This is a genomic window from Tropicimonas omnivorans (assembly GCF_031846565.1).
Classification (GTDB): Bacteria; Pseudomonadota; Alphaproteobacteria; order Rhodobacterales; family Rhodobacteraceae; genus Tropicimonas_B; species Tropicimonas_B omnivorans.
Map to the genome: position 1 here is coordinate 39,867 of NZ_JAVRHL010000007.1, position 24,100 is coordinate 63,966.

29 protein-coding genes and 1 pseudogene are annotated in these 24,100 nt (G+C 62.8%); 7 read left to right on the plus strand and 23 right to left on the minus strand.

Annotated elements, in window-relative coordinates; genetic code table 11:
• The first annotated feature begins 94 nt into the window (after positions 1–94).
• The gene (locus RM543_RS18460) at positions 95–766 is read left to right on the plus strand and encodes a L,D-transpeptidase (RefSeq protein WP_092696149.1); all 672 of its coding nucleotides are present in this window, start codon (positions 95–97) and stop codon (positions 764–766) included.
• Between the two features lie 454 nt (positions 767–1,220).
• On the opposite strand, the gene RM543_RS18465 is transcribed toward RM543_RS18460, so the two are convergent.
• From RM543_RS18465 to RM543_RS18495, 7 genes are all read right to left on the minus strand, one after another.
• A complete protein-coding gene (locus RM543_RS18465; protein ID WP_311694348.1) occupies positions 1,221–1,676 on the minus strand; it encodes a DUF411 domain-containing protein in 456 nt (151 codons plus the stop codon).
• A 3-nt stretch (positions 1,677–1,679) separates the two neighbouring features.
• Positions 1,680–3,053 (minus strand): M23 family metallopeptidase, encoded by a 1,374-nt coding sequence (locus RM543_RS18470; RefSeq protein ID WP_311694350.1) that lies wholly within the window; start codon positions 3,051–3,053, stop codon positions 1,680–1,682.
• Complete coding sequence (locus tag RM543_RS18475; RefSeq protein ID WP_311694352.1) at positions 3,050–3,679, minus strand: SCO family protein; 630 nt, start codon at positions 3,677–3,679, stop codon at positions 3,050–3,052. The genes RM543_RS18470 and RM543_RS18475 overlap by 4 nt, the downstream gene beginning before the upstream one ends.
• Positions 3,679–4,107 carry a copper chaperone PCu(A)C gene (locus tag RM543_RS18480; protein ID WP_240094712.1) on the minus strand — a complete coding sequence of 143 codons (429 nt, stop codon included), beginning with the start codon at positions 4,105–4,107 and terminating at the stop codon, positions 3,679–3,681. Before RM543_RS18480 ends, RM543_RS18475 begins: the two co-directional genes overlap by 1 nt.
• Before the next feature lie 75 nt (positions 4,108–4,182).
• Entirely contained in the window at positions 4,183–4,842 is a 660-nt protein-coding gene (locus RM543_RS18485; protein WP_311694354.1) for a DsbA family protein, read from the minus strand.
• Complete coding sequence (locus RM543_RS18490; RefSeq protein WP_043843750.1) at positions 4,839–5,264, minus strand: disulfide bond formation protein B; 426 nt, start codon at positions 5,262–5,264, stop codon at positions 4,839–4,841. The genes RM543_RS18485 and RM543_RS18490 overlap by 4 nt, the downstream gene beginning before the upstream one ends.
• Positions 5,261–5,869 carry an SCO family protein gene (locus RM543_RS18495; RefSeq protein WP_092810105.1) on the minus strand — a complete coding sequence of 203 codons (609 nt, stop codon included), beginning with the start codon at positions 5,867–5,869 and terminating at the stop codon, positions 5,261–5,263. The genes RM543_RS18490 and RM543_RS18495 overlap by 4 nt, the downstream gene beginning before the upstream one ends.
• A 175-nt stretch (positions 5,870–6,044) precedes the next feature.
• Between RM543_RS18495 and RM543_RS18500 the strand changes: the two genes are divergently transcribed.
• The 4 genes from RM543_RS18500 (at position 6,045) to RM543_RS18515 (ending at position 8,657) form a co-directional block, all read left to right on the plus strand.
• Positions 6,045–6,473 carry a MerR family transcriptional regulator gene (locus RM543_RS18500; RefSeq protein WP_043843748.1) on the plus strand — a complete coding sequence of 143 codons (429 nt, stop codon included), beginning with the start codon at positions 6,045–6,047 and terminating at the stop codon, positions 6,471–6,473.
• Positions 6,474–6,476: 3 nt separating this feature from the next.
• Complete coding sequence (locus RM543_RS18505; protein ID WP_092810103.1) at positions 6,477–6,803, plus strand: YnfA family protein; 327 nt, start codon at positions 6,477–6,479, stop codon at positions 6,801–6,803.
• Between the two features lie 76 nt (positions 6,804–6,879).
• Entirely contained in the window at positions 6,880–7,614 is a 735-nt protein-coding gene (locus RM543_RS18510; RefSeq protein WP_092810101.1) for a cytochrome c biogenesis CcdA family protein, read from the plus strand.
• A 98-nt stretch (positions 7,615–7,712) separates the two neighbouring features.
• On the plus strand, positions 7,713–8,657 hold the full coding sequence (locus RM543_RS18515; RefSeq protein ID WP_043844004.1) for a cation diffusion facilitator family transporter: 945 nt from the start codon (positions 7,713–7,715) through the stop codon (positions 8,655–8,657).
• A gap of 86 nt (positions 8,658–8,743) precedes the next feature.
• Here the strand turns inward: RM543_RS18515 and RM543_RS18520 are convergent.
• A pseudogene (locus RM543_RS18520) lies at positions 8,744–8,945 on the minus strand (YnfA family protein); the annotation flags it as partial.
• A gap of 110 nt (positions 8,946–9,055) precedes the next feature.
• On the opposite strand from RM543_RS18520, the gene RM543_RS18525 reads away from it, so the two are divergent.
• Positions 9,056–11,344 carry a heavy metal translocating P-type ATPase gene (locus tag RM543_RS18525; RefSeq protein WP_311694360.1) on the plus strand — a complete coding sequence of 763 codons (2,289 nt, stop codon included), beginning with the start codon at positions 9,056–9,058 and terminating at the stop codon, positions 11,342–11,344.
• A gap of 13 nt (positions 11,345–11,357) precedes the next feature.
• Positions 11,358–11,825, plus strand: a complete 468-nt coding sequence (locus RM543_RS18530) for a DUF411 domain-containing protein (protein WP_092810097.1) — start codon at positions 11,358–11,360, stop codon at positions 11,823–11,825.
• 398 nt (positions 11,826–12,223) lie between these two features.
• On the opposite strand, the gene RM543_RS18535 is transcribed toward RM543_RS18530, so the two are convergent.
• From RM543_RS18535 to RM543_RS18605, 15 genes are all read right to left on the minus strand, one after another.
• A complete protein-coding gene (locus tag RM543_RS18535) occupies positions 12,224–13,240 on the minus strand; it encodes a TrbL/VirB6 family protein (RefSeq protein ID WP_107978099.1) in 1,017 nt (338 codons plus the stop codon).
• A 15-nt stretch (positions 13,241–13,255) separates the two neighbouring features.
• The gene (locus tag RM543_RS18540) at positions 13,256–13,669 is read right to left on the minus strand and encodes a hypothetical protein (RefSeq protein ID WP_311694364.1); all 414 of its coding nucleotides are present in this window, start codon (positions 13,667–13,669) and stop codon (positions 13,256–13,258) included.
• The gene (locus RM543_RS18545; RefSeq protein ID WP_311694365.1) at positions 13,666–13,851 is read right to left on the minus strand and encodes a DUF4177 domain-containing protein; all 186 of its coding nucleotides are present in this window, start codon (positions 13,849–13,851) and stop codon (positions 13,666–13,668) included. Before RM543_RS18545 ends, RM543_RS18540 begins: the two co-directional genes overlap by 4 nt.
• Positions 13,838–14,836: an ATPase, T2SS/T4P/T4SS family gene (locus RM543_RS18550; protein WP_311694367.1), complete on the minus strand. Its 999-nt coding sequence runs from the start codon at positions 14,834–14,836 to the stop codon at positions 13,838–13,840. The genes RM543_RS18545 and RM543_RS18550 overlap by 14 nt, the downstream gene beginning before the upstream one ends.
• On the minus strand, positions 14,836–16,221 hold the full coding sequence (locus RM543_RS18555; RefSeq protein ID WP_311694369.1) for a TraB/TrbI/VirB10 family type IV secretion system protein: 1,386 nt from the start codon (positions 16,219–16,221) through the stop codon (positions 14,836–14,838). Before RM543_RS18555 ends, RM543_RS18550 begins: the two co-directional genes overlap by 1 nt.
• Positions 16,218–16,922, minus strand: a complete 705-nt coding sequence (locus RM543_RS18560; protein ID WP_311694371.1) for a TrbG/VirB9 family P-type conjugative transfer protein — start codon at positions 16,920–16,922, stop codon at positions 16,218–16,220. The genes RM543_RS18555 and RM543_RS18560 overlap by 4 nt, the downstream gene beginning before the upstream one ends.
• A 4-nt stretch (positions 16,923–16,926) precedes the next feature.
• Positions 16,927–17,592: a VirB8 family type IV secretion system protein gene (locus RM543_RS18565; RefSeq protein ID WP_311694373.1), complete on the minus strand. Its 666-nt coding sequence runs from the start codon at positions 17,590–17,592 to the stop codon at positions 16,927–16,929.
• Positions 17,589–18,350 (minus strand): type IV secretion system protein, encoded by a 762-nt coding sequence (locus RM543_RS18570; protein ID WP_311694388.1) that lies wholly within the window; start codon positions 18,348–18,350, stop codon positions 17,589–17,591. Before RM543_RS18570 ends, RM543_RS18565 begins: the two co-directional genes overlap by 4 nt.
• Positions 18,351–18,430: 80 nt before the next feature.
• Complete coding sequence (locus RM543_RS18575) at positions 18,431–19,651, minus strand: lytic transglycosylase domain-containing protein (RefSeq protein ID WP_311694375.1); 1,221 nt, start codon at positions 19,649–19,651, stop codon at positions 18,431–18,433.
• Complete coding sequence (locus tag RM543_RS18580) at positions 19,641–19,802, minus strand: hypothetical protein (RefSeq protein WP_181375904.1); 162 nt, start codon at positions 19,800–19,802, stop codon at positions 19,641–19,643. Before RM543_RS18580 ends, RM543_RS18575 begins: the two co-directional genes overlap by 11 nt.
• Positions 19,799–22,147, minus strand: a complete 2,349-nt coding sequence (locus tag RM543_RS18585; RefSeq protein WP_311694378.1) for a VirB4 family type IV secretion/conjugal transfer ATPase — start codon at positions 22,145–22,147, stop codon at positions 19,799–19,801. Before RM543_RS18585 ends, RM543_RS18580 begins: the two co-directional genes overlap by 4 nt.
• Positions 22,137–22,415 carry a VirB3 family type IV secretion system protein gene (locus tag RM543_RS18590; protein ID WP_107978157.1) on the minus strand — a complete coding sequence of 93 codons (279 nt, stop codon included), beginning with the start codon at positions 22,413–22,415 and terminating at the stop codon, positions 22,137–22,139. The genes RM543_RS18585 and RM543_RS18590 overlap by 11 nt, the downstream gene beginning before the upstream one ends.
• A gap of 12 nt (positions 22,416–22,427) precedes the next feature.
• Positions 22,428–22,718 carry a TrbC/VirB2 family protein gene (locus RM543_RS18595; protein ID WP_108896028.1) on the minus strand — a complete coding sequence of 97 codons (291 nt, stop codon included), beginning with the start codon at positions 22,716–22,718 and terminating at the stop codon, positions 22,428–22,430.
• A complete protein-coding gene (locus RM543_RS18600; protein WP_311694382.1) occupies positions 22,715–23,329 on the minus strand; it encodes a lytic transglycosylase domain-containing protein in 615 nt (204 codons plus the stop codon). Before RM543_RS18600 ends, RM543_RS18595 begins: the two co-directional genes overlap by 4 nt.
• 64 nt (positions 23,330–23,393) lie before the next feature.
• Complete coding sequence (locus tag RM543_RS18605; RefSeq protein ID WP_092696180.1) at positions 23,394–23,747, minus strand: hypothetical protein; 354 nt, start codon at positions 23,745–23,747, stop codon at positions 23,394–23,396.
• Positions 23,748–24,100 lie beyond the last annotated feature (353 nt).

Consider the following 24,100-nt stretch of genomic DNA (forward strand, 5'->3'; position numbering starts at 1 on the left):
CGAACAAGACATTCAGTGGCATCTTGTCTATTCTCACCAACGGCTTCCCAGGAAGCTCTGAACAACCAAAGACTCCCGGGAGCGACCTTTCGCAATGCTGAGCAGACGCCATTTCATCACAACGACCGCCGCGATGTTCTCCGCACCGGTCGCTGGCCCCCTTCTTGCAAGCACTTGGCCGACGGAGGCGCAGAAGGCCGCCTGGGACGCGCAGGTGACGCCGGCGAACTACGACCCGGCCACGACGAACCCCTGGGGTCTGCACCCGCGACTGCTGCCGCAGCGAGTCGAGGCGCGGCCCGGTCTCGTGCCCGGCGACATCCATGTCGATGCCACCGCACGCTATCTCTACCATATCGAGCCCGGCGGTACGGCGATGCGGTACGGCGTGGCCATCGGTGAGGGTGGGCTCTACGAGCCGGGCACCTACACGATCCGCCGGAAGGTGAGGTGGCCGCACTGGACGCCGACGCAGAACATGATCCGCCGAGAGCCGGAAGCCTACGCGCAGTATGAGGACGGGATGGAACCTGGCCCCGAGAACGCGCTCGGGTCGCGCGCGCTCTATCTCTATGTCGGTGAGCGCGACACCTACCTTCGGATCCACGGCACACCCCACCCGCGCTCGATCGGCTCCCGCGCGAGCTCGGGGTGCGTGCGCATGGTGATGCCCCACATCAACGACCTCTACGAGCAGGTCGAAACCGGCGTGACAGCCGTCCTCTATCCGGCTGAAAACGACGGCCCCGTGACGGCGCATAGCTGATCGCCTCGCGCGCCCACACGCACCGCTTTTCGCGAAAGGCGGTTGCGCTAGGCTGCCACTGTCTCCCACGCACCTCCCAGTCCACGGGGGCTGAAGGCACCAACGGCCATTTAAGGTCGCGTGCCATGAGGGTGTTAAGCACATGCCGTCAGCTCGTAGCCTGCGCCGTACGCGCAGTGCAGATCGGGCCCCCTTCCGGCGTTCGGAGCGGCAGCATCGTTGTCTCGACCGGCCCGACATGGCGGTACCAGTAACAGCCGTCCTCTGGCCGAAGTACTACGGTTTGCACATTCTGATATGGGGCGGCCATGGCGCTCAATTGAGCCATCACGTCCTCCGAGATCGCTGCCTCCGGTTCGGCAGTCTGGACCACCGGAACGGTGCAGGCTCCGAGCACAAGCAGGCCCGCGAACAGAAGGGTTACCTTGCCGGTGGTGTGCGCTTGCGGCATTGATCAGTTTCCATTGTAGCTTGCGAAGACCTCAGTCGAGCCGTCATCGCGGATAAGAAAGACGTCGTAGGCTTCGCGTCGCTGGCCGAAATCCATGCCGGGGGAACCGAGAGGCATCTCCGGTACGGCCAGGCCGACGGCTTCGGGACGTTCCTCCAGAAGGCGGCGAATGTCGCTCCCCGGCACGTGTCCCTCGATCACGTAGCCGTCGACGAGCGCCGTGTGGCAGGATACCAACGGTTGCGGCACGGCGTTGTCGAGCTTGAAGCGCACGAGCGCGCCTCCGAACATGTCCTGCCCGGTCGGCGCGAAGCCGTTCTCTTTCAGATGCTCCATCCAGGCGATGCAGCAGCCACAGCCGTTGGTCTTGCGCACGTCAATTGGGGTCGCTTTTGCCAAAACCTCGACGGCAGGAAGAAGGGCGATGGCGGTTGTCACCGCGGTGAGCAGCTTTCTCATGGGTCAGAGCCTTTCCGTAGTGTTGGATGCAAGATCGCTGGCGAGCGCGTCCTCCAAGCGCGCACGCGCCTCAGTTAGCCGGTCCAGGCCTGCGTCGCCCTGCGCTTCGCCCTCGATGGCTTCCGACAGGCGCTTGTCAGAAAGTGGATCGGTCGGGCGGCCGTCCACGCGCACCTCGTAGTGCAAATTCGGCCCCGTCGCCGTTCCAGTCGCACCAACCCGGCCGATCGTGTCGCCCGCCGCGATCCGCTGACCTTCAGCGAGGCTATCGGGAACGGCGCTCAGATGTGCATAGCGTGTCATGGTTTCCGTCCCGTGAGCGATCTCGACGACGCGCCCGTAGCCGCCCCGACGCCCGATAAAGGCGATGCGCCCCGGCGCCGTCGCGCGCACCGACGTTCCGCGCGGTGCCGCGAAATCGACGCCGGTATGCATGCGCACATTGCCGTAGATAGGGTGCTTTCGCCGACCAAAGACGGAGCTAAGCCGAGCCCCCTTCACGGGCTCAGCGAAGACGCGAACCACTTCGCCGTTGAGGTACATCGTGGCGCGACCCGTGCCGTCCTCGGGCCAGACAACCTCGTAGAGTGCGTCCCCCAAATCGAGCGAAGCGAAGGCGATCTTGGGTTGTCCTATGGTATCGCCTTCGACACGCGCCTCGCGCCACAGAAGGCGAAGGGTCTCGCCCCCGCCGAGGTCACGGCGGAAATCCACCGTACCCCCCAACATCTGCGCCAGATCGACCGCGAAACGCGGCGGTATCCCGGAGTCTTCTAGCGCGGCGAAGATCGAACTCTCTATCTTGGTCGTTCCGGCCAACACCACGATCTCGGGCTCGGGGGACACGACGCGGGTCGAGAGCGTATCGCCAAACGTCGCTTCGACCCGCACGCCCTCGTCCACATCGAGCGCCACGCGGCGTGGACTGCCATTGGCAGACATCTCGACTGTCAGAACGTGCCCAGGACGCAGGCGACGCAGATCGTATTCTGCGCCGAGCGCCAGCGACGTCTCCGCACGGTCCGGCCTGGTGAGGCCGGCTTCGGCGAGTAGGCCGTCGAGCGTATCCCCAGAGGCGATTTCACGAGACCATACGGCGAGGGGCGGCTTGATCACAGGCAAGGGAGCATTCGCCGCCGGTGCGGTCGGGAGAGCCGGAGCTGAAGCACTGGTAGGCGAAGCTGAAACCGCGGACACAGCGTGGGGCACCACCAGGTTCGCCTCCACAGGCGATGTGAAAGGCTCGGGGCGCCAGCGGCCAGCCTCGGTCAAACCCGGTGGCACCGGCTCGTTTACCGCCGCACTGGACAAGGCAAGAGCCGTTACCGAGACGCCGCCCGCCATCGCCAATGCGGCCGCCCAATATCTCAACCTCATGTTGCCCCCTCTGCGTCTTTTTCGTTCATTGCGCGGCGGATCTTCGGCAACGCGAATTCTCTCGGTTCGTGGTAGTCGATAGTGGTCACGAAGCGTCCCTCGGCGTCGAACAGGAAGACGCTCGCCGTGTGGTTCATGGTGTAGTCGCCGCTGTCAGTCGGGACCTTTTCGTAGGTCGCGCGGAAACCCTCGACCGCCAGAGCAATCTGCTCCTCCGGACCGGTCCAGCCACGGATCGCCGGGTGGAAATAGCCGACGTACTCCGCCATCGCATCGACATTGTCCCGCTCCGGATCGACGGTGATGAAGACAACGTTCAGTTGTTCAGCATCCCTTCCCAAGGCGTCCAGCCAACCGGAAATGTCTGCAAGCGTCGTCGGGCACACATCCGGACAGTAAGTAAAGCCGAAGAAGACCATTGAGGGCGACCCGACCAGCGTATCCGGTCCAACCGGACGTCCTTCGTGATCGGTGAGGTCGAACTCCATCGCGGTGAGCGGCAACGGCCGTCCGTCGTCCGGTACAGGCGCTCCGGGGCCGTCGACCTGCCACCAGCCGACGAATAGAGCGAGCCCGAGCACACCGAGCGCCGCGGCACCGTAGCCGAGAACTGATCTGCTCTGCATCAATCCTCCGGCCCGCGCGCTGCGATCCCGAGGATCGGCACCTCGACCGTCGTCTCTCCGCCATCGGAGAATGTCAGCGTCAACGGAAAGGTCTCGCCCTCTTCCATCGGGCGCTGAAGCTGCATCAGCATGGCATGCAGGCCGCCGGGCTCGAACGCGACGGTCTCGCCAGGTGCAATGACAATCTGGCCCGCCGGAGACATCGAGCTCACACCCTGCTCGTCCGTCGCGGTCCGGTGAACTTCGGGCAGCATGGCGAGGTCTGTCCGGAGCCCGGTCAACGTGACCGGCTCGTCACCCGCATTGTGGACTTCCATATAAGCTGCGCCGGGGCGGGAGGTGCCGATCGAGGCCCGCGCCCAGGCGTTCTCGACGACGACATCGGCGGAGCCGGCCATTGCCGACGTCGCAAGCATGAACGGCAGCATCAGGACTGAGCACGCGGCGTGGATGGTGTATTTCATTGCAGCTCCTTCTCGATTCTCGATTGCGCGCCCGTCGGATCAGCTTCCGGCGGCCGCGACTTCCGACGCGACCAGCGCCCGGAGTTGCGCCTCTCCGAATGGATCAAGCGGCTTGCCGTTGACGAAGAAGGTCGGCGTCCCGCTCACGCCGACGGTCTCGACGTCTGCTCGGTCCTGGTTGAGTATGCCGATGACGTCAGGAGCCATCATCTGCGTCTCTGCGGCTTCAGCATCTAGACCCGCCGTGGCGGCGACCTCGAGGATCAGCCCCGGTTCCGGCGCGCCATGCGACGCCCAGCGGGGTTGCTCGCGCAGGATGGCCTCCAAAACGGGCTCATAGACATCCTGCATCCGGGCGGCTTCCAGGACGCGAATGGCCTCTTCGGAGGCTTCCCCGTGGAACGGGGTGTAGCGGATCGCGAGACGGACGGCATCGCCATGCTCAGCCATGATGTCCTTCACCACGGGATAGAAGGCACGGCAGGCCTCGCAGGCCGGATCGAAGAACTCGACGATGGTGACCGGCGCCTGTTCCGGTCCCAGGATCGGCGAATAGGGGCGCAATAGGGCCTCCGCCTGTTCCGCCGGAACCGACGCGGTCTGCGCTACTGGCGCGGGACGAGTGGCGAACCAGGCAGCGAGCGCGAAGCCGGCGAGGGCAAGCACCAGGACTGACAGGACGAGTGCTTTTCGGTTCATGAATGTGATTCCTTCAAGGAAAGCGTCGACAGCCCGACGACCAGCACGAAGGCGATGAGCGACAGAAACGGGATCGGGATGCCGAGAACCAACTGGTTGACGTCGGTACACGAAGGACCGATCGCTGTGCAGGGCTGGATCGGTTCGGGAACGAGACCGACGTAGAGACCCGAGTGCCAGAGCGCGATCGCTGCTCCGCCAAGGCCGAGAGCCACGCCGTAACGCCCGACGCGGCGGTCCTGCCACCACAGCCCGAGACCCAGAACGACGGCCAGCGGGAACATGAACGCGCGCTGGTACCAACACAGAAGGCACGGCATCTGACCCAGCACCTCGCCGATGAACAGGACGGCGAGCGATGCAGCCAGCGCCACGATCCATGCAGCGGTGAGTGCTGTATCGGCGGAAACTCTCGGTTTCATCTGGTGATCCGTTTCCGCAGATCGGCGAGGATCTCCTCGGCTGGCGTCCCATAGCTCCAGGTCGTGACGAGGCCCGCATCTGGACCGAACAGAAACAGGTGTGACGTGTGGCTCATCGTGTAACCGCCCGGCGCGGAGGCCTCCTCGATTTTCTCGTAGAAGATGGGGAAGTTCTCGGCCGTTCGTTCGATCTGGTCGGACGTTCCGGTCAGGCCGAGAATGCCAGCATTAAAAACCGGCACATAGTCGGCAAGGTTCTCCGGCGTATCGCGCTCGGGGTCGATCGAGATGAAGAGCGGCTGAACCTGCTCCGCGTTCTCCCCCAGACCGTCCATGACCGCGGCAACCTCGGAAAGGGTGGTCGGGCAGATATCCGGGCAATTGGCGAAACCGAAGAAGATCAGCATCCACTCGCCCGCAAAATCCTCCTGGGTGCGGACCATCCCCCTGTGGTCGGTCAGCTCGAAATCCGCTCGGAAAACGGGTTCCGTCTCGGTGCGCGCACGATCGGCACGATAATCCGCCCAGAGAAGAAGCCAGACCAATGCCAAGGCTGCAACGCCCACCGACGCCCAAAGCACTTTTCGAAGGAGTGTCAGCGTCACGTAAACCGCCTGCCTGCCGTTTTTGATAACGGCGCGGATACATCCTCTAGCCACTGGAGGTTCAACTACTTTCGTCGCGGCTGCCGCACTTTGTCACATGCATGTGAAAGCCATGTCGTCGTTGCCAAAGCGGCCCATCAAATCTACCACGACTGTACGTTTTATGGAGGCGTAGATGCTCACGATCGGCAGCTTGGCGAAGAAGACCGGCACCAAGGTGCAGACCATCCGCTACTACGAGCAGATCGAACTCATGCCCGAGCCGGGCCGGACCGAAGGCGGGCAGCGGCGCTATGGCGATGCCGAGCTCGACCGGCTGTCCTTCATCCGCCATTCGCGCCAGCTTGGCTTTTCGCTCGATGCCATTCGGGAACTGCTGGACCTCGGCGACCATCCCAACCGGCCCTGCCATGAGGCCGATGCGATCGCGCGGCGGCAATTGAAGCAGGTGGAGCGGCGGATCGCTCGGCTCGAGGCGCTGCGCACGGAGCTGAATCGGATGGTGCACGAATGCAGCGGCGGGCGGACGGCCGATTGCCGCGTGCTCGAGGTTCTGCGGGATCACTCCGCATGCCTGACCGACCACGACGAGATCGGGGCGTGAGGCATGGGCGCGGCGATCGTCTATCCTCTGGCCGCGTTGGCCGAGATCGCCGGTTGCTTCGCCATCTGGGCATGGTGGCGCCTCGGGACCTCGCCGCTCTGGTTGGCCCCGGGTCTTATTGCGCTTGCGCTCTTCGGGTGGTTACTCGCCCAAGTCGAGGCCACCGCGGCGGGGCGCGCTTTTGCGGCCTACGGGGGCGTCTATATCGCGGCTTCGGTTCTCTGGATGTGGCTGATCGAAGGACAGCGGCCAGACAGGTGGGATGTGATCGGCACCGCAATCTGCCTTGTCGGGGCAGCGATCATCCTGGCGGCGCCGCGCCAGGTCTAGGAGCTTCTCCTGAAGCTAAACCCGTCGTAGCCCTTCAAAGCCCGTTCGACTGAGGTGCAGGAAAGGCGGTAACTGAATGTTCGAAATCTCCGGTGTGGGAGTCATCGCAGCCTTTTTGGGCGGGACGGTCTCGTTTCTGTCACCCTGCGTTCTGCCACTGGCTCCAGGATATATATCCTATATCGCGGGGCAACCTGCTCCGGCATCGGGAACGGCGACAGCCATCGGCGACCGGGTGCGCAGTGTGATCCTGAGCCTCTGGTTCGTGCTCGGGTTCTCCACGGTCTTCGTGGCGCTCGGGGCCGGGGCAAGCCTTTTGGGCGGAATGCTGCTGCGCTGGAAATACGAACTGGGTCTTGCGGGGGGCGCTCTAATCGTACTTTTCGGGCTGGTGATGATGGGGGCGATCCGGGTCCCCGCGATGATGCGCGACACAAGGCCCGATGTCGCAACGAAAGGCGGCAACGCGGTGGGGGCGTATCTTCTGGGCCTCGCCTTTGCCTTTGGTTGGACGCCCTGCATCGGGCCAGTGCTCGGCTCGATCCTCGCGGTGAGCGCGACATCGGACGCGGATGGCGTGGCGCTTCTAGCCATCTATTCCGTGGGTCTGGGCGTGCCGTTCCTGCTGATCGCGCTCTTTACCAATGAAATCGCGGGCAAACTCAAACGGATCGGCGCGACAGGCCGGTGGCTCTATCGCATCGCGGGCGGGCTGATGGTGCTGATGGGGATCGGAGTGATGACCGGTCAGATCAACCGTCTGGCCTTTTGGTTGCTCGAAACCTTCCCGGTCCTTGGCAGCATCGGATAGCCGAAGGCCCAAGGTCTCGGTCGAAAGTAGTTAAAGGCATTGAAGCTACAGCCACTATAGCAACTAAATTGCTCCTCGACCGATTCGAGGAGCTTTCCGTGCCGCACGATCATAGCCATGCTCATATCGACCCAAAATCCGGCGATCGCCGCGTGTCTGTCGCGATCTGGGCCAACGGACTTCTGACCGTCGCGCAGATCGTCGGCGGGATCCTTTCGGGCAGCCTGGCGCTGATCGCTGACGCGCTACACAATTTCTCGGACATGGCGTCGCTTGTGATCGCCTTCGCCGCGCGCAAAATCGCGCGGCGACCGGCGGATGAGCGCATGACCTTTGGCTACGGCCGGATCGAGATCGTCGCCGCGCTGATCAACTACACCACGCTTATTCTGATAGGTTTCTACCTGATCTACGAGGGCGGCATGCGGATGATCGACCCACCAGAGGTTCAAGGCTGGACGGTCGTGATCCTGGGCGGTGTCGCACTGGTCGTGGACACCCTTACCGCGCTGCTGACCTATTCCATGCAAAAGGGCAGCGTGAACATTCGCGCCTTGTTCCTGCACAACCTCTCCGATGCGCTCGCGTCGGTCGCTGTGATCGTCGGCGGATCGCTCATCATTCTCTATGACCTGCGTTGGGTCGACCCGGCGATCACGATCGGGATCGCTCTCTACATTCTATATCTAGCCTTCACCGAGATAGGCGGCCCGATCCGAACGCTGATGCTGGGCAGCCCGCCTGACCTCGATTGCGAGAGTGTCATAGACACAATGCGCGGCACAGAGGGGGTGGCCGACGTCCACCACGTCCATCTGTGGCAGATGCAAGAGCACCAAGTCGCACTCGATTGCCATGTCGTCCTGACGGGGAAAGGCTGGGAGAACATCGAGTCAACCAAGAAGCGCATCAAGGACACGCTACAGGATCGCTTCGGCATTGCTCATTCGAGTCTCGAGTTCGAGCATGAGGATTGTGCCCATGAGGATGCCGATCTCTATGGGCACGGCACGGCTAACGAACATGTCGGGCATTCGCACTGACGTTGATTGCCGTCACATGGTCCATTGCAAGACCCGACCGTCGCGTCTGGCCGCCGCAGACCTTTGGGCCGACGGTATGGGTCGTAGGCGGCGAGATAGACGCTGTCATAGGCAGTATAGGCCCGACCGGCAAGATCGGTGTCGACCTGCGCGAGCAGCCAGCCGAACGCAGCAAGGCTTGCAAGTCCCGGTAATAGCCAGAGGTTTGAGGCACCACGCCCAGATGGCGAAGCAACCGGCAATCTTGGCGAGTGCAGCGATGGGATAGATAAGACCGCCGCTCCAGATAAAGCTCGGAAATCGTTCGAGTTTAGTGAAATTGCTATTTGCCCTTGAACCTACAGCGGCTGTAGGTCGTATATCGAGTTCCGATCGAGGACTCACCACGGAGAGCCATCATGGCAGACGTAAGCGCAGGCCACCGCGAGTGGCGCGTGACGGGCATGGATTGCGGATCATGCGCCGCCAAGGTACGCGGCGCGGTCGAGCGCCTGCCTGGCGTCGAGGATGTCGATGTGGCTCTCATGGCCGAGCGGCTGCGACTGACGCTCGATGAGACGCAGACACCGCCCGAGAGCATCGAGGAGGCCGTGCGCGGCGTCGGCTTCGGCATCGCGCCCAAAGGCGCGCGACCGGAAAAGCCCAAGGGCGGTTTCGTCCTGCCGGATGGCGCGTTTCCAGATGCTGCGGAGAGCTCGGAGACAGACAGCGAGACGGGGGACATGGACGAGCCGGCCGACGACGCGCCGAGTTCTTGGATGAAATCCTCCAAGGGTCGTCTGGTGCTCGGCACCGGCGCATTGCTCGCGGCGGCTTGGGCGTCCCGTCTCGTCCTCCCGGCAGAGATCGCCCACTGGGCGTTCGTCCTGGCAACGCTGGTCGGGATATTGCCCGTGGCGCAGCGCGCCTTCGCCATGACGCGGGCCGGCATGCCCTTCACCATCGAGATGCTGATGACCATCGCCGCTGGCGGAGCGCTGATAATCGGTGAGCCGGAAGAGGCCGCGCTGGTCGTCTTCCTCTTCGCCGTGGGAGAGCTTCTCGAAGGTGTGTCGGCGGGCAAGGCGCGCGACAGCATCCGGGCGCTCTCGAAGCTCGTGCCCAAGACGGCGCGGCTCGAAGTGGGCAGCAAAACGCGTGAAGTCGCGGCAGAGGAACTCCAGGTTGGCCAGATCGTGCAGGTCCGCCCCGGCGACCGCGTGCCCTGCGACGGCGAGGTGATGAGTGGCACGTCCGGTGTCGACGAGAGCCCTGTAACGGGCGAGAGTGTCCCGAGCCTCAAGGAGCCGGGCGCGGAGGTCTTCGCGGGGTCGATCAATGCCGAAGCGCTCCTGCGCGTGCGGGTCACGAAGACGGCCGAGGACAACACCATCGCCCGCATTGTCCGTCTCGTGGAAGAGGCCGAGAGCGCCCGCGCGCCGACGGAGCGCTTCATCGACCGGTTCAGCCGCATCTACATGCCCGCCGTCGTGGGGGCCGCGCTCCTGGTGGCAGTCGTCCCGCCTCTGGCCTTCGGCCTCGCATGGGGCGAATGGGTCTACCGCGCGCTGGCGCTGCTGCTGATCGGCTGTCCCTGTGCGCTGGTCATCTCGGTGCCCGCATCCATCACCTCGGCGCTTTCCACCGGTGCGCGCAACGGCCTGCTGATGAAGGGCGGGGCGGTGATCGAGGCGACCGCCCGCACCACCCGTGTCGCCTTCGACAAGACCGGAACGCTCACGCACGGCAAGCCTCGCGTGACGGATGTCGCAGTGCTGAGCGGACGCGAAGAAGACCTCTTGGCGCTCGCCGCCGGCGTCGAGAGCGGCGCGAGCCACCCGCTCGGCCAGGCGATCTGCGCCGAGGCCGAGCGGCGAGGCGTCGACGCGGCGGCGGCGACCGGCGGCCGCGCGCTCCCCGGCAAAGGTGCGGAGGCGTCCATCGAGGGCGCGACCGTCTGCGTGGGCTCGCCGCGGCTGGCGGACGAGCGCGGTGCGCTCAAGGACGACCTCCGGACTCGCGTGTCGGCGCTGGAAGCCGACGGCAAGACGGTGGTCATCGTGCTCTGCGATGACGTGCCCATGGGCCTCATCGCGCTGCGGGACGAGCCGCGCGCCGATGCGGCGGACGCAGTCACGCAGCTGCGTAAGCTTGGCATCACTTCAGTCATGCTGACTGGGGACAACCCACGCACGGCCCAGGCCATCGCCGAAGGGCTCGGGATCGAGCATCGCTCGGAGCTCATGCCGGAAGACAAGGTGACGGCGATCCGCGACCTGACGGCGGATGCCCGCGTGATGATGATCGGCGACGGGATCAACGATGCGCCCGCGCTCGCCGCCGCGCATGTCGGCGTTGCCATGGGCTCGGGCACCGATGTCGCGCTGGAGACGGCGGACGCGGCGATCCTGCGCAACCGGGTGACGGACGTGCCTGCCAAGATCCGCCTCGCGCGCGCGACCATGAGCAATATCCACCAGAACATCGCGATTGCGCTCGGGCTCAAGGCAGTCTTCCTCGTAACTACCGTGCTCGGGATCACCGGCCTCTGGATCGCGATCCTCGCCGATACCGGCGCCACGGTGCTGGTCACGATGAACGCGCTCCGGCTGTTGTTCTTCCGGCCGAGCGGCGCGCCTGAATCCAAGGAACGCGTCAGTCCTACCACTGAGGAGCCACGCTCCGATCACTCAGCCGCGACGACCTGACAAGGAGACACGGATGATCCTCACCCGCCGCGCCATGATAGCCTCCGCCGCGAGCTTTGCCGCGACAGCGCCGACCGCCGGTCTGACCCAGGTGCCTCTCTCGATCCACGTCCTGAAAGATCCGAACTGTGGGTGCTGCACCGCCTGGATCGAGATCCTGAAGGAGGACGGCTTTTCCGTCACCACGGAGCGCAGCTTCGGCACCCTCCTGATCCGGCACAAGCTCGAGAACGGCATCCCCCAGAACATGACCTCCTGTCATACCGGCGAGGTCGAGGGCTACATGATCGAGGGACACGTGCCGGCGAGCGACATTCGAAGACTGCTTTCCGAGCGCCCCGATGCCGTCGGTCTCGCCGTGCCCGGCATGCCTTACGGATCACCTGGCATGGGACCGGAAGACCAACGAGAAGCCTACGATGTGTTCCTGATCCGCAAGAATGGAAGCACGGAAATCTTTTCAAGCTACGAGGCTGCCTGAGGGCACGAGGATCGCCGTCAAGCCGCTGCGCATTTCCACACCGCGCAGTTGCATCGAAGGCCCGGAAAGTCCGACATCGGCGGCGCTGCGGCGAGGCGCAGCGAATGGTGGGTTTCGGTTTCTGGATCTGGTGCAGCCTTGAACGACCGCTTACGTGATGTGCGCTGTGGCGCAGAACCCCGCTTGCTGCGGCTGCGAGCAACTCCATCGTCATGCTGCAACTGCATCGGTTGGTCGCCAAATGACCAAAAAGTCCGCACAGTCGCCGCTCACTCGTGGTCCAGCGAACGTCGGCTATCCCAAGCGATCCTCCGGTGCCTCTCGACAGATGCCTTACCGTAGGATTTCACACCGTCCTGCAATGGACCCCAAAAAAGCCAGCTGAAGCGGGCATTTTTCTATGTCTCGGACAGTCTCTTGTTGCGCTGCATCATCCTTTGGACTCGCGCGCCAGCGCCCAGGGCGGCCGACCTCGACGCCGACCCGGCCAGCTCCGTTCCGCTTCGCATCCCGCGTTGCGCCCGAGCCTGCGAGCCGCTTGTGTTCGCGGCCCCCGCCGTGAAGGAGCGAATGCCTTCGGGGCTGACCGCCTGCATCGCCGGCATCACCACATTGCCGGAGATCGAGCGCACGAGAAACGGCGTGGCCAAGATGAAGGCTTTGGACATGAGAACCAGCATGAAGAAAGGGATCAGTGCCCCGATATTCTCGGCCGAGCCCGGATCGCCAAGGGTTGCCATGAGGGAACCACCCACACCGATGATTGTCGCGAAGATGCCCGCGATGACCACAGGATAGAGGGCGAAAGAGGCCGTCGAGCTGACCCAGCGGAGAAAGTAGTCTTTCGTCGCGTCGAAGAGGGTCAGGAAGATCATGATCGGCGCAAGGGCCAGCATGAGTGTGAGGATCACGCGCGAGAAAACCACGATGAAGGCGGCGATCCCGCCGAGAAGGCTGAGAAGAACGAGGCCGATGCCGTTCGTGATCGCGCCCTGCATCCAATTCATGCTGTCTGCAATCGCGTCCAGATATTCCGTCATGTTCTCGATGAGACCGTCGAACTCTTCCGCGAAGGTGCCCGAAGGCCCGATTTCGCCGCCGCCGCCGACCGAGGCGACAAGTGATCCCGCGATGGAGTCGATGCCGTTGAGAAGCGCCGACGAGAATTGATCGAACTGCGTCCAGCTCTGCGCGAAGATCGAGATCAGCACCATCTTGACCACGAGCCAAAACGCCATCCGACCGTCCATGTCCCGAAATCCGAATATGAGGTTCAGGAAGACGAGGATCACGACCAATGTGCAGGCTACCGTCCCAATAGTGCCGACCGTCGCCGCAACCATTCCGAATTGCGTCTCAGCCGCATCATTGAGAAACCCGTCAGTCGTCTCGACAAAGAACGTTACGACGCCCATTTTCGTTCTCCTGCTCTACCAGAGCCCGGCGTCTCTACAGATCGGCCGACCTTCATTCCTGTAGGTCTTCGTCGCTTTCCGAATGTCGGGGATGACTTCCAGAAACTCGAAGCGCGAGATTCCGGCAAATTCGGTTTCCATCGCCTCTGTCACGTCGTCCCAGGACGGGAAGCGCAGCTCGCAGGTGCATTCCCCGGCTTCGACCACATTGCGATAGCCTTCCTGCTGATACAGTTCCGTCGCCAGCTCCGAGCGCGTCAGGCCCTCATTGGAGGGGTTCGCGACCCATTCCGGGCGCGCAGGCGCATCCGGGCAATCCGGGTTCTCCGGCTCTTCGTTTAGATCGGGCAGCATGAACGAGTCCTGCGCAGCCACAGGTCCAGCCATGAGGCCCGCCATCATAAGGGCGGCAAGGTGGCGTCCCATCATGCCACCGCCTTTGGCTCAGCCGCCATCGGCCGCTTGAAGAAGAGGTGCAGATCAGTCGGCCCGGCCGTCGCGACCGATACCAGCTCCCAGCCTTCTGCACTCCGCCGCGCGAGAGTAGCCGGCATTTCCTTCGTCTTTTTCCGCAAGTCGATGGTATCGACCTCATGCTCAAACTTCATCATGGCCTTGGCCCTCCTTTTCTTCCGCGCCCGGCAGGAAAAATTCGGTGATACCCCGGTCGCCTTCGAGACGGCCTGTCTGAATTACCACGTCGATAGAGTTTTCGATGTAACGCACCATGTCGGCGTAGGTCATCGGGACGTTTGTTTTCAGGGCAGCAATGGCGAGTCTTTGCATCGCCAGTTGCGGCGTCTCAGCGTGCAGTGTCGTCATCGAGCCACCGTGCCCGGTATTGATCGCTTCGAGGAAGGTCATGGCTTCCTGTCCGCGCACCTCGCCCAGCACGATCCTGTCAGGCCGCATCCGCAGCGTTGAAGTCAGTAGCGCGTCTGCCGTTTGATGCTCGACTTCGCGGTTCGAGATCAGCGTGACCGCATTCGGCTGCGCTGGCAGCAGCTCTGCCGCCTCTTCGATGGTGACGATCCGCTCTTCCGGCGGCACGTAAGAAAGGATCTTCCGCGCGGCGACCGTCTTGCCCGTGGACGTGCCCCCGGCGACGATCATGTTGAGCTTGTGATCCACGCAGAAGCGCAGGCAGGCGGTAATATCGCCGCTTGCTACAATGGAGCGCAGCTCGCGCGTTCGCTCCTGCCGGACTTGTTCGAGGCTACGTTCCTCGCCGTAGAGGAACTTCAGCTCGATCTTGTCGAGCGGAACGTTCGTGAAGAACCGCAGAGAGATCGACGCACCGCGGCCGACCACAGGCGAGACCATAACCTGCGCGCGGATCGGTCGATTCCGATATTCGATGCTCACCGAAACGACCGGCTTCGACTTGCTCATCGTCGTTTGCGTGGCCGATGCCACTTGGTTCGCCAGGTCTTTCGCCTGCGTCTCCGACAGCGCCGTTTCAAGGGGCTGCATGAAGTGGTCCCCCTGAAACTCTCCCCACACACGCCCGTCAGGGTTCACGCATATCTCGATCACGTCCTCCCGCGAGGCTTCGGGGATGCGGTCGAGAGAGCTTTCGAGATACCCGGAGCCCATCAGAAAATCTCCAGGTCCCGGTCCACCATGACCGTGACCGTCTCGCCTTGGTCCACGTGGATCACTGGACCGAGGGACAGGTAGTCATCGAGGGCACTGTTCGAGGCGCTTTCCAGATCGCCACCAACCTGATCCGCCGCGTCGGCGGCATCCTCGCTTTCAAGCTGACCGGTGCCATAGCTGGCCCCAGCCGAGATCAACGAGATAAGAGCCGCTGAACCGAACCGTTCGTCGAACCGGGAGTCCACGAACCCGCCCACACCTGAGCGTCCCAGCTCATCGCCACCGAAGGCGCTGACTTCGACGGTCTGCTGTGTCGGCAGAATGATCCGGTCCCAAGCGATGGTGATGCGCTTCTGCGCAATCTCGACGCCCGACTGGTAACGCCCAATAAGCCGCGAGCCACGTGGGATCAGGACGCGCGACCCGTCATAGGAATAGACGTTCTCCGACGTGAGCGCGCGCACCTGGCCGGGTGTCGAGCTATCGATGGCCGTTTCGAGCGACGCCTGTATCAGCGTTCCTTGCGGTACCGTGTTCGACGGATTTGCTATCACTTCCGCCTGAGTGACCTCGGCCGTCGCGCCGCCGTTTCGGACGAAATCGGTCCCCGCATCGAGTAGCTGTTCAGCCTCATCGCCAGCGCCGTTGTCGGACCCACCGCCGCCAAATGCGATGATGCCGCTCTCGTTGCGCGCGGCTTGAAACTCCCGCGCCTCCTGCCGCCGCCGTTCCAGTTCCGCAAGGCGGCGCTGTTCCTCTTCGTTCGGCCCGGTCTCGGCCGGAGCCGTGGCGGGCGTCGGGTTGGGCTGCAACCGCGCGAGATCGAGGTCTGCTTGAAGCTGACGAAGCTCCCGGTCACGTTGTTGGAGCTGACGCTGAAACTCGCTCTGAGCCTCTTCGTTCGCCTCTTGCAAGTCTTCGACCTGCGTAAGCAAATCATCAATTCGAGCGTCTTGCTCCGACGTGTCCTGCTCTTCGGCCGGAGCGTCGCGAAGATTTTCAATCTCCGCTTGGAGCCTGTCGATCCGATCCAGCAGCTCGGAGTTCGGGGCCGCTGCCGGTTGTGGCTCAGGCTCCGGTTCAGGTTCCGGCTCAGGTTCAGGAACGCGCGTCGGTGTGATCGTCCCGAACCCGTCACCTTCGGGCTGAAACTCAGCCGGAGCGCCCGTCTGCATCCGCTCTTCTTCTTCGGGCTGCATAGAGAGATACACCAAGCCGCCCATTAGGCTGATCGCCGCCACGCCGCCGATAGCCACCAAAGGCGACACGTTCGGGCGCTGGCGGCGTGTCCCGGAGCCCCCGCCGCTCTCACTGCTTTCAAGGGCTTGCAGACGCTCTTCGAGGCTCGGGTTTCCCTCGCCGTTGGTGTTCTCATCGCTCATTGCTGGCCTCCTTGCGTCGGCAGGGTTTCCACGCATATTTCTTGGTCGCCAAGGCGCAGCACCCACCTGTTGTTGACGCCGGAGACGCGGATCACGTCATCTTCGGTCGCCATGCTGTTCACCGACCGCTCATTGCCGTTCGACCATTTGAAGATCGAAGGCACAGGCGCATTTCTGGCGAAACGGAAGTAGGTGAACGTCCCATCGTCCCAGATCGCGGTCGGTGTGATTTCTGACTGACCGCTCACGCCGTAATTGGTGTTCGGCGCACTCCGCGCGACGGCATCGCGCGGCTCAGCGCGCCGGTCCTGCGGATAGTCGAACCGCACCACGTAGTGCGTCGGGTTCGAGGTCTCGGTGACGCTGAAATAGTAGCTGCGGCGATTGGTGTAGACCGTGATGTTGGTCGAGATACCTTGCGCCCCGGGCTTGATCGCAAAGGCGCGGCCTCCGGGCACCCCGTCCAGCATGAAGCCTTCCGTATCGCCGGCGATGATCGAGCGGATCGTCTCGCCCTGTCCGAACTCGATGCTCGTTACGTGGGTCATCGAGACGTTGATCCGGTAGACCTCGCCGTCGCGATAGGTGGCTGTGCGAACGCGGCTGTCGTAGTGCCCAGGTCGCGGGGAATATTCCGCCTGCGCGACCGTGGCCGCGAGGGCGACTCCGAGAGCCAGTGTCCAGATGCCTCGTCTTTTCATGGCGTCACTCCTGCCTATCGGACACGACCGCGTATTCAGTCACCGTGAAGCCGAAGGGATTGCGCCACACATCGTCTATCTGCCGCATTTGTGCGGGCCGAAACTCATAGAGCAGCGTTGCCGTGAAGCTCCCTGTCTGCGTCCCTTCATTGGACGTCAGCCGCTTCCGAAACCGCACTTGTGCCCGGTTGTTCGTGATGATGTTGATCGAGTCGATTTGCACATCGAGCCGCGCATCATCGCCGTAGTTGTTGGGCGGATAATCGGCGTGGCCGCTGGTCCAGAGCTGCCGCAGGGAGGATTCCGCATTCCCATCGGACATGGCCAGGACACGCTCAATTCGCACATCGTTGTCGAGCTGGTTGTAGGTCTCCCGCGCGTTCACATAGCGGTAGACTTCGGCCTGAATGATAGCCGGGCGCTCCGTCAGCGAGACGGCTTCAACCGCCGCGTTCGGAACCGCCATGCCTGTCTCACTATCCACCGGGACCACAACCGGCGGCGGGTCCACATCGAGAACCGAGACAGCCGCAGCCGCTAGGCACCCCGCGATGCCGAAGACCGCGCTCACGAGCGCAACCTTCTGCCAGAGCCGTTCACGGCGACGAGCGCCGTAAACAAGCTCTTCTTCAATGATCTCGTCTTGTTTAGCCACGCCTGCCTCGCTCATTCGAGGTCCGGCAGGGTGAAGTCCATGAACCGCTGTTCCTCAGCGATGGTGGCCGCATCGACCACACCGCTTTGACCGGACCCTACCGTCTGAATTGCTTCGAGTTCCCACATGCGCGTCATGGCGATCGCCAGCTCCGCCGTGACGCGCGTGTTGTGATCGATGCTCGACTTGAGCGTCTCCATGTCGGGGATCATCCCGACCAGCTCATCTACCCGCTCAAGCGACTGCGCCGCCTCGCGGTGGCTGTTCTGCGCGGCCGCCGACATGACCGCCCCTGTGGAGGCGCGCGTGGCGACGTTCTCCGCGCCTCGGTTGCCGCTGGACGCCATTTCCGACAGCGTATCTTCACCGAAGCCAGCTTCGGCCAAGACGCGCTCCATCTGCGTCTGCATCTGCGGCGCCGAACCGCCCAGGAGGCCAGAGAAGTCGCCGTTGGCGACGCCTTGGGCCAAGTCGATCATGTCCTCAAATTCCTGATCGAGAAGGCCGTTAAGGTCGCCGTTCTCCATCACCATCGCAGCCACGTTCGTCGGGCCGCTCAAGGCGTCATAGGTCTCTTCGAGCTGGTCGATTTGACTTTGGAGAAGTTCGACTTGCTCAAGCAGGCGGTCGAGTTGATCCGACTGGATGCCGTAGTCTTCCAGCATCTGCTGAATTTGCCGAATTTCCTGCGCGATGTTCTGCGTATCGACCACCGGCACGCCTTGCGCGTACGCCGGGGGCGCGGCCATGAACGCAACCGCGCTCGACAGCATGGCACCACCACCAGAGACGGCGACTGCACCCGTCAGGGCCGCCGCGCGGACCCACTGTCCTATCGTTCTCGAGATAGCCATCACTCGAAATCCTCCATTTGAAAGTCCATGAAGGCCCGCTCCTGGGCCGCTCGTGCCGCCATCGCGACTTGCTCTGCGGAAAGGGCGCGGGTTTGCGCCGCCTTGAGCCGAGTGCGGATCGCGACGAGCCGCGCCAGCTCAGCGCGCGCATAGGTGTTCAGGGCATAGGCTTCCTGAACGTCTTCGGTCTCCCCGATCCGCTCTATGATCGCGCTGACGCGCGCTGCGGCGGCTTGCACGGAAGTCAGGGAGTAGTCGCCGTAGACCCCGGAGCCGTAGGCCGTCATGCTCATGGTTGAGTTGGCGAGCGTCACCGGGTCGATGGTGCCAAGAGCATCCACGCCGCCGATGATTTCGAGGTAGTGGTTGTAGCGTTCGGGGATCACCTGCACGTAGTGCTGGGTTTCTTCGAACGGCGGGACGCCCCCATAGTTCTGCACGTTTCCAGGGCCGGCGTTGTAGGCTGCGAGCGCATGAATGATGTTCCCGTCGAACATATTCAGCATCGAGGCGAGGTAGCGCGCGCCGCCTTCGACTTGGAGATAGGGACTCTCGTAGTATTCCGGGTTGATGCCGAGATCGCTGGCAGTGCCCGGCATGATCTGCGTCAGACCGAACGCTCCAACCGGCGACGTGACCCCGATGGTGAAACGGCTTTCCTGCCAGATCAGAGCTTGGAGAAGCGCCCGCCATTGGACCACGGACAGCCCGGCCGTGCCGACACCGGCGTTGCCGTGCGTCTCCTTTGCCACGCGGATAATCAGTCCTTCGACCGAGCCGCTGGCGTCTCCGAACCTTTCTTCGACTTCGCCGCCGCCCGTACCCGGTTCACTGTTCCCCGCCTCGTCTTCAACGGCCCCGAACATCTGTTCCGCGCCGGGGTTGGTATCGACGGGCGAGTAAAGCTCATCCGAAGCCGTCTCATCCGAGCTACCATCTTCGAGGCTCGCGACCATGCCCGACACGTCCGTGTCGCCCATAGTCGCCGTCGAATGAATGTCGGCCAGAGCGTCGAGCTGTTCCTGTTTGATTTCGACCAGCCGCTCAGCGGTATCGAGAACGTCCTGTTGGAGCAGCAGATCGAGTTCCGTGCGCTCGATGATCCCCTGTATCTGCGCATTCTTCTGTGCATCGAAGACAGGGACGCCCTGCGCCCCTGCCACGCCGGACAGGGCGGTCAATGCTGTGCAGAGCATGAGCGCCGGAAGCTTAGTCGCCATCGGAGACAACCTTCCAGTGCTCCGAGTTCACCGGCGTGAAGGTGCAAGGCCCGTCAGTCGGGGCGAAGTTAAAGCACTCAGCGGTCGAGGGCTGATAGCCGCACCCGGCAAGGGTCACGGCCATCAGCAGGGCAGCGGTCAAGAGCTTCATCCGATCCTCCAGAAATCCGGGCGGTCGCGGTAGTCTTCCCCGACCAGTTCCTCGCCCTTTTCCATCCCGCCCAGGATGGTCAGAAGGTTGCCCAGCGGGCTCAGGTCGGCATCGACCAGGACCGAGCCCTGATCGTCGCGCACAAGCCCGAGGCGCGAGTTGCTGCCCGAGTTGAGCAGCATGTCGAGTTCCTTGTCGTGCAGGCCGAGCAGGTCATAGTCGCTGCGGCGTGCCCGTATGTTGGGGAGAAGGATTTGCGTCGGGACCGCCTCAACGATGGTCTGACCAACGTTCGTCCTTTTGAGCTGGCTGGCATACTGCGTCATCATCACGACGACCGCGTTCTGCTTCCGGGCCGTGACGAGCCAGTTGCTCAGTCGCTCCGCGAAGTAGGGGTTATCGAGCGCCTTCCACGCTTCATCAATGACGATGATCGTGCGGCGTCGATCCTCGATTTTCCGCTCCACCCGGCGGAACAGATACGAGAGGACCGCCATGCGCTCTTTCTCGCTTTCGCTGTCCAAAATTCCGGTCAGATCGAAACCAACCGTCTCGCCTTCGAGCGAGAACGTGTCCTCGTGGTTGTTCCCGAAAATCCAGCCGTAGCGTCCGCCTTCGGTCCACTCGACAAGGCGCTCATGCAGATCGCCTTCGTCGTCGGTCGAGCTGAACAGAGAGGCCAAGTCCGTCCAGTTGCGAAGATCCTCGCGCGCTTCCGCGTTCTGCCGCACGACCTCTTGGATGCGGTTCACCTGCGTGGGCGTCAGTGGCTTGTCGGAGCGATGAACCAACGCGGAGAGCCAGTCGGAAAGCCATGCCTGCCCGCGCGCGTCGATCTCTGTGCGGAGCGGATTTAGGCCGGTCTTCTCGCCCGCGTTGATGGACGTGTAGCGACCGCCGTTGCCGCGCACCGCCATCTCCATCCCGCGCCGGTAATCGAAGACGAACAGCCGCGCGCCCGCGCGCTTCGCCTGCGTCATCAGAAAGGCGGCGAGAACGGACTTGCCCGAGCCAGGGCGTCCGAGGATCAGGGTATGCCCCCCGGTCGGTTCTTTCTCGGGCGACCCTTCCTCATGGAAGTTGAAGTGGAAGCCGCCCCTATCCACGGTCGGGAACATAGTGACGGGAACGCCCCAAGGGACGCGCTCGCCGGTCTTACCCATCTGAGGGCGATGGAAGGCGGCATAGTCCGCGAAGTTGTGGTTCGTGACCGCCGCCTTACGGCTTCGCTTGGCTCCATTTCCGGGGTGCTGCGCGAAGTAATGCGTCTTAGCGGCAAAGCTCTCATTCACCATCGTGACGCCTTCTGTCGTCGCGATGTTGCGCACTTCGGCGCCGATGCTATCGAGCTTTTCTTCGGTCTCCGCGAATACCGTCACCGTCATGTGGTGTAGCCCGAAGCTCAGCCGCCCGGTTTCGAGATCATCGAGCGCGGTCGGCATTTCCTCCAGGAGCGACATTGCGCCGTTGTCTGACGCGCGACGAAGCCGCATCTGGCGCTTAATGCGCCCCGCCATGACGTTCGAGTTGATGGTGCTGAAAGACTGCGTGACGACCATATCGACCGGCAGGTTCAGATCATCGAACATCGTGCACTGCGACGTGCTGTGATAGCTCTTGAGCGCAAAGGTGGTCCCTACGCGCCGTCCTATGGTGCCTTCGGACAGGTAGAAGTTCGGGCCTTTGAACGTGACGCGCGTGTTCGCCACGTCTTGCGCCACATAACCATAAGACGAGCCGCGATAGATCGGGCTTTCCCGCCCCACATTCAGCGCGCCGAGGAAGCCCAGCAGCTCACCTTCCTCAGCCGACAGAAGCCGCGCGTTGAGGTTCCCAAAAGTCGAGCGCAGAAAGTTCGTGACCTCGTAGAGTCGCCGCAGGGCCTTTTCCGTCTCGCTCCGGAGCGTTGCCATCGACTTCGCGCGGCGCAACGGCACGTTCGCCCCGAGCGTTGGGCGACGCATCACCGTCAGCGTGAGGGTCTTGTCGCGTAGCTTTCCATCGTCCAGGTGCGCTCGCCAACGGTTATCGACCGCCTCGGCAAAATCACCCCCGTTGACAGGCGGCAGGCCGTGTTCGACAGGCCGCGAAACCTTATGGACGTAGAAGCTGTAGTCCGATCCTGACTGCGCCACGATATGCGCGAAGAGCGCCCGCGTCTTGTCGAGCAATTCGTCTTCGGTGGTAGTGCTGTTCAGACCGTCGAGCCGGATGCACTGCATCAGCTCGTTTCCGCGCGTGCGGATCGTCTTGTCATCGACCAGCGACACGTAAGGCAGTAGCGAGGCCATCTTGCGTTCGCGGGCAAACCACGTCGGCAGGAGTTCGTTGTCTTCAAGGGACATAGCTATCTCCCCCGTGCTGGCGACGGTTTCGCGTGGGCGGAGTTTCTTGGAGAGTGGTCGCAATCACGTCGATGAAATGCGGGTCCCAATCCGCCGCCTTCCAGAGAACCGGGTAGGCGGCAAGGGCCAGGAGCGCGACGATGACGCTTTGCACCCAAAGGAAGACCAGAACAGACCCGAACATCCAGATCATCGCATACATGATCGGCAAGCCGAGCAGCTTGGGTGGTTGCGTCAGACCTAGATAAACACGGGACTGCTCTGTCATCGCTTTTCGACCTCAGTTATTCCAGATGGTCGAAACAATGGTCGGCGCCGCCGCAACGCCGGCGATGGCGATCACGGTCCAAAGCGCCTGCCGGAAGTCGAGAATCCCGAACAGCCAAGTCAGGAAGACCCCGATCAAAGCGAGCGTCCCGATCACCATGCCGAGCGGGCCGGTGATGGCGTCCACGATGCCTTGCAGAAGGTCTTGTACCGGCGACAGGTCCAGCTCTTGAGCGAGCGCCGGTTCGGCTATGACAAAGGTCAATACGACCGCCATAGCCACGTGAGTGATATTCGACTTCATCCTAGATCTCCTTGCAGCCTTGCGAAGACCCCCATGACCTTGAGGACGTGATTTTGGGTCTCGCGGTACGGGGGTATTCCCCCGTTCTCGACCACGGCCGCTGGCCCTGCGTTGTAGGCAGCGAGGGCGAGCCGTGGGTCCTGGAATCGGGCGAGCTGGGTCAGAAGATACCGAGCCGACCCGTCCAGATTTTCCTGCCAATCGTGCGGGTCCACTCCGAGGGTAGACGCCGTAGCAGGCATGAGTTGTCCGAGCCCGATCGCGCCCACATGGCTTCGAGCGTTCGGATCGTAGGCACTCTCGATTTCGATGTTTGCGCGGAAAAAGCGGCGCCACTCCGAGACGGACATGCCGACGCGCCGTAGCGCCGGGTGCGACCCGTAGCGCATCGCCGCCGTATCAATTGCTTGGAGGACCGCAGCGGGCGGAACGACCGCGCGCGGAACTTGCACCGCGGCTTCGGCTTCGCCGCCCTCTTCATCGTCCTCGTCTTCGTTGAACAGGAAAATGCTATCCCCGTCCGACCGGCGCGCATCGCCGTAGGTGCGAGAAAAACCGTTCTGTGGAGATTGCGCTTCGAGGCTTCCGTCCGACCGCATCACCATGACCATTCCCTGCGCGTTCGCAGGCGGCGTGGTGAGCGCGGCGGCTACGAGAGCCGCACCAAAGAGAGCGCTACTCTGACGCTTCGTCTTGTTTTCGTAGGAGGCGTTGAGACGCCCGAGTGCCCGCTTCCAGCGGAATCTCGATGAACTTGCATCCCTGATCGTGCAGGAAGGAGATGAGACCCGGAGCCGTTCGGAAATACCGAGGGGCGAGGTCCTTTTCCCCTTTGCCTTTTCCTCGTGCCGTGACGAGCAAATGTTCTTCGCCGTTATCGTCCGAGACAGCCCGGAGATACCAGCGACCATACCAGGTTGCGTGCTGCTTGAAGGCGCTTTCCGAGCAGACGATCTCCGCTCGATACCCGCGCTCGAGTAAGTTTCTGAATGTCTCTTCGACGACCACATTAGGCGCTGCTTTGAACATGCGTCCGGCCTGGCCTCCTAGCTCACGAGCATCGGAGACGCGCACCAGACAAGGTGCCGCCACCGATACAATATTGTTATTTTGTCTGCAACCGTGCAGATTGCAGGCAGCGTCGGGTCTACCCGGTCTTTGGGAATCCGGGTGACAACCAATTTACCATTGCAACACAAGGGGTTCACCTATGATGTGCAGTCACTTTCACCCCCTAAACAGTACAGTAAATTTGTTGATCTTTCTGGCCTTCCCAGCTCATTCGCAGAGCTGTCTACCACCAGAAAAACCATATTTGCCATCAGCGGAGAGCGAGGTGCGCGAGTATGCCGACCTGCTGCGCCAGGACTTCGAGAACTATC

Coding starts and splice junctions, on each gene's coding strand:
- RM543_RS18535 (WP_107978099.1), bottom strand. CDS start 13,240: ATGGGCGTCGTAACGTTCTTTGTCGAGACGACTGACGGGTTTCTCAAT.
- RM543_RS18475 (WP_311694352.1), bottom strand. CDS start 3,679: ATGCAGAGCAGATCAGTTCTCGGCTACGGTGCCGCGGCGCTCGGTGTG.
- RM543_RS18540 (WP_311694364.1), bottom strand. CDS start 13,669: ATGATGGGACGCCACCTTGCCGCCCTTATGATGGCGGGCCTCATGGCT.
- RM543_RS18490 (WP_043843750.1), bottom strand. CDS start 5,264: ATGAAACCGAGAGTTTCCGCCGATACAGCACTCACCGCTGCATGGATC.
- RM543_RS18480 (WP_240094712.1), bottom strand. CDS start 4,107: ATGCTGCCGTTCATGCTTGCGACGTCGGCAATGGCCGGCTCCGCCGAT.
- RM543_RS18460 (WP_092696149.1), top strand. CDS start 95: ATGCTGAGCAGACGCCATTTCATCACAACGACCGCCGCGATGTTCTCC.
- RM543_RS18510 (WP_092810101.1), top strand. CDS start 6,880: ATGTTCGAAATCTCCGGTGTGGGAGTCATCGCAGCCTTTTTGGGCGGG.
- RM543_RS18590 (WP_107978157.1), bottom strand. CDS start 22,415: ATGACAGAGCAGTCCCGTGTTTATCTAGGTCTGACGCAACCACCCAAG.
- RM543_RS18465 (WP_311694348.1), bottom strand. CDS start 1,676: ATGAGAAAGCTGCTCACCGCGGTGACAACCGCCATCGCCCTTCTTCCT.
- RM543_RS18570 (WP_311694388.1), bottom strand. CDS start 18,350: ATGCTGTCGAGCGCGGTTGCGTTCATGGCCGCGCCCCCGGCGTACGCG.
- RM543_RS18470 (WP_311694350.1), bottom strand. CDS start 3,053: ATGAGGTTGAGATATTGGGCGGCCGCATTGGCGATGGCGGGCGGCGTC.
- RM543_RS18545 (WP_311694365.1), bottom strand. CDS start 13,851: ATGATGAAGTTTGAGCATGAGGTCGATACCATCGACTTGCGGAAAAAG.
- RM543_RS18565 (WP_311694373.1), bottom strand. CDS start 17,592: ATGAGCGAGGCAGGCGTGGCTAAACAAGACGAGATCATTGAAGAAGAG.
- RM543_RS18530 (WP_092810097.1), top strand. CDS start 11,358: ATGATCCTCACCCGCCGCGCCATGATAGCCTCCGCCGCGAGCTTTGCC.
- RM543_RS18550 (WP_311694367.1), bottom strand. CDS start 14,836: ATGGGCTCCGGGTATCTCGAAAGCTCTCTCGACCGCATCCCCGAAGCC.
- RM543_RS18595 (WP_108896028.1), bottom strand. CDS start 22,718: ATGAAGTCGAATATCACTCACGTGGCTATGGCGGTCGTATTGACCTTT.
- RM543_RS18560 (WP_311694371.1), bottom strand. CDS start 16,922: ATGAAAAGACGAGGCATCTGGACACTGGCTCTCGGAGTCGCCCTCGCG.
- RM543_RS18525 (WP_311694360.1), top strand. CDS start 9,056: ATGGCAGACGTAAGCGCAGGCCACCGCGAGTGGCGCGTGACGGGCATG.
- RM543_RS18585 (WP_311694378.1), bottom strand. CDS start 22,147: ATGTCCCTTGAAGACAACGAACTCCTGCCGACGTGGTTTGCCCGCGAA.
- RM543_RS18485 (WP_311694354.1), bottom strand. CDS start 4,842: ATGAACCGAAAAGCACTCGTCCTGTCAGTCCTGGTGCTTGCCCTCGCC.
- RM543_RS18555 (WP_311694369.1), bottom strand. CDS start 16,221: ATGAGCGATGAGAACACCAACGGCGAGGGAAACCCGAGCCTCGAAGAG.
- RM543_RS18575 (WP_311694375.1), bottom strand. CDS start 19,651: ATGGCGACTAAGCTTCCGGCGCTCATGCTCTGCACAGCATTGACCGCC.
- RM543_RS18500 (WP_043843748.1), top strand. CDS start 6,045: ATGCTCACGATCGGCAGCTTGGCGAAGAAGACCGGCACCAAGGTGCAG.
- RM543_RS18605 (WP_092696180.1), bottom strand. CDS start 23,747: ATGTTCAAAGCAGCGCCTAATGTGGTCGTCGAAGAGACATTCAGAAAC.
- RM543_RS18580 (WP_181375904.1), bottom strand. CDS start 19,802: ATGAAGCTCTTGACCGCTGCCCTGCTGATGGCCGTGACCCTTGCCGGG.
- RM543_RS18505 (WP_092810103.1), top strand. CDS start 6,477: ATGGGCGCGGCGATCGTCTATCCTCTGGCCGCGTTGGCCGAGATCGCC.
- RM543_RS18600 (WP_311694382.1), bottom strand. CDS start 23,329: ATGGTCATGGTGATGCGGTCGGACGGAAGCCTCGAAGCGCAATCTCCA.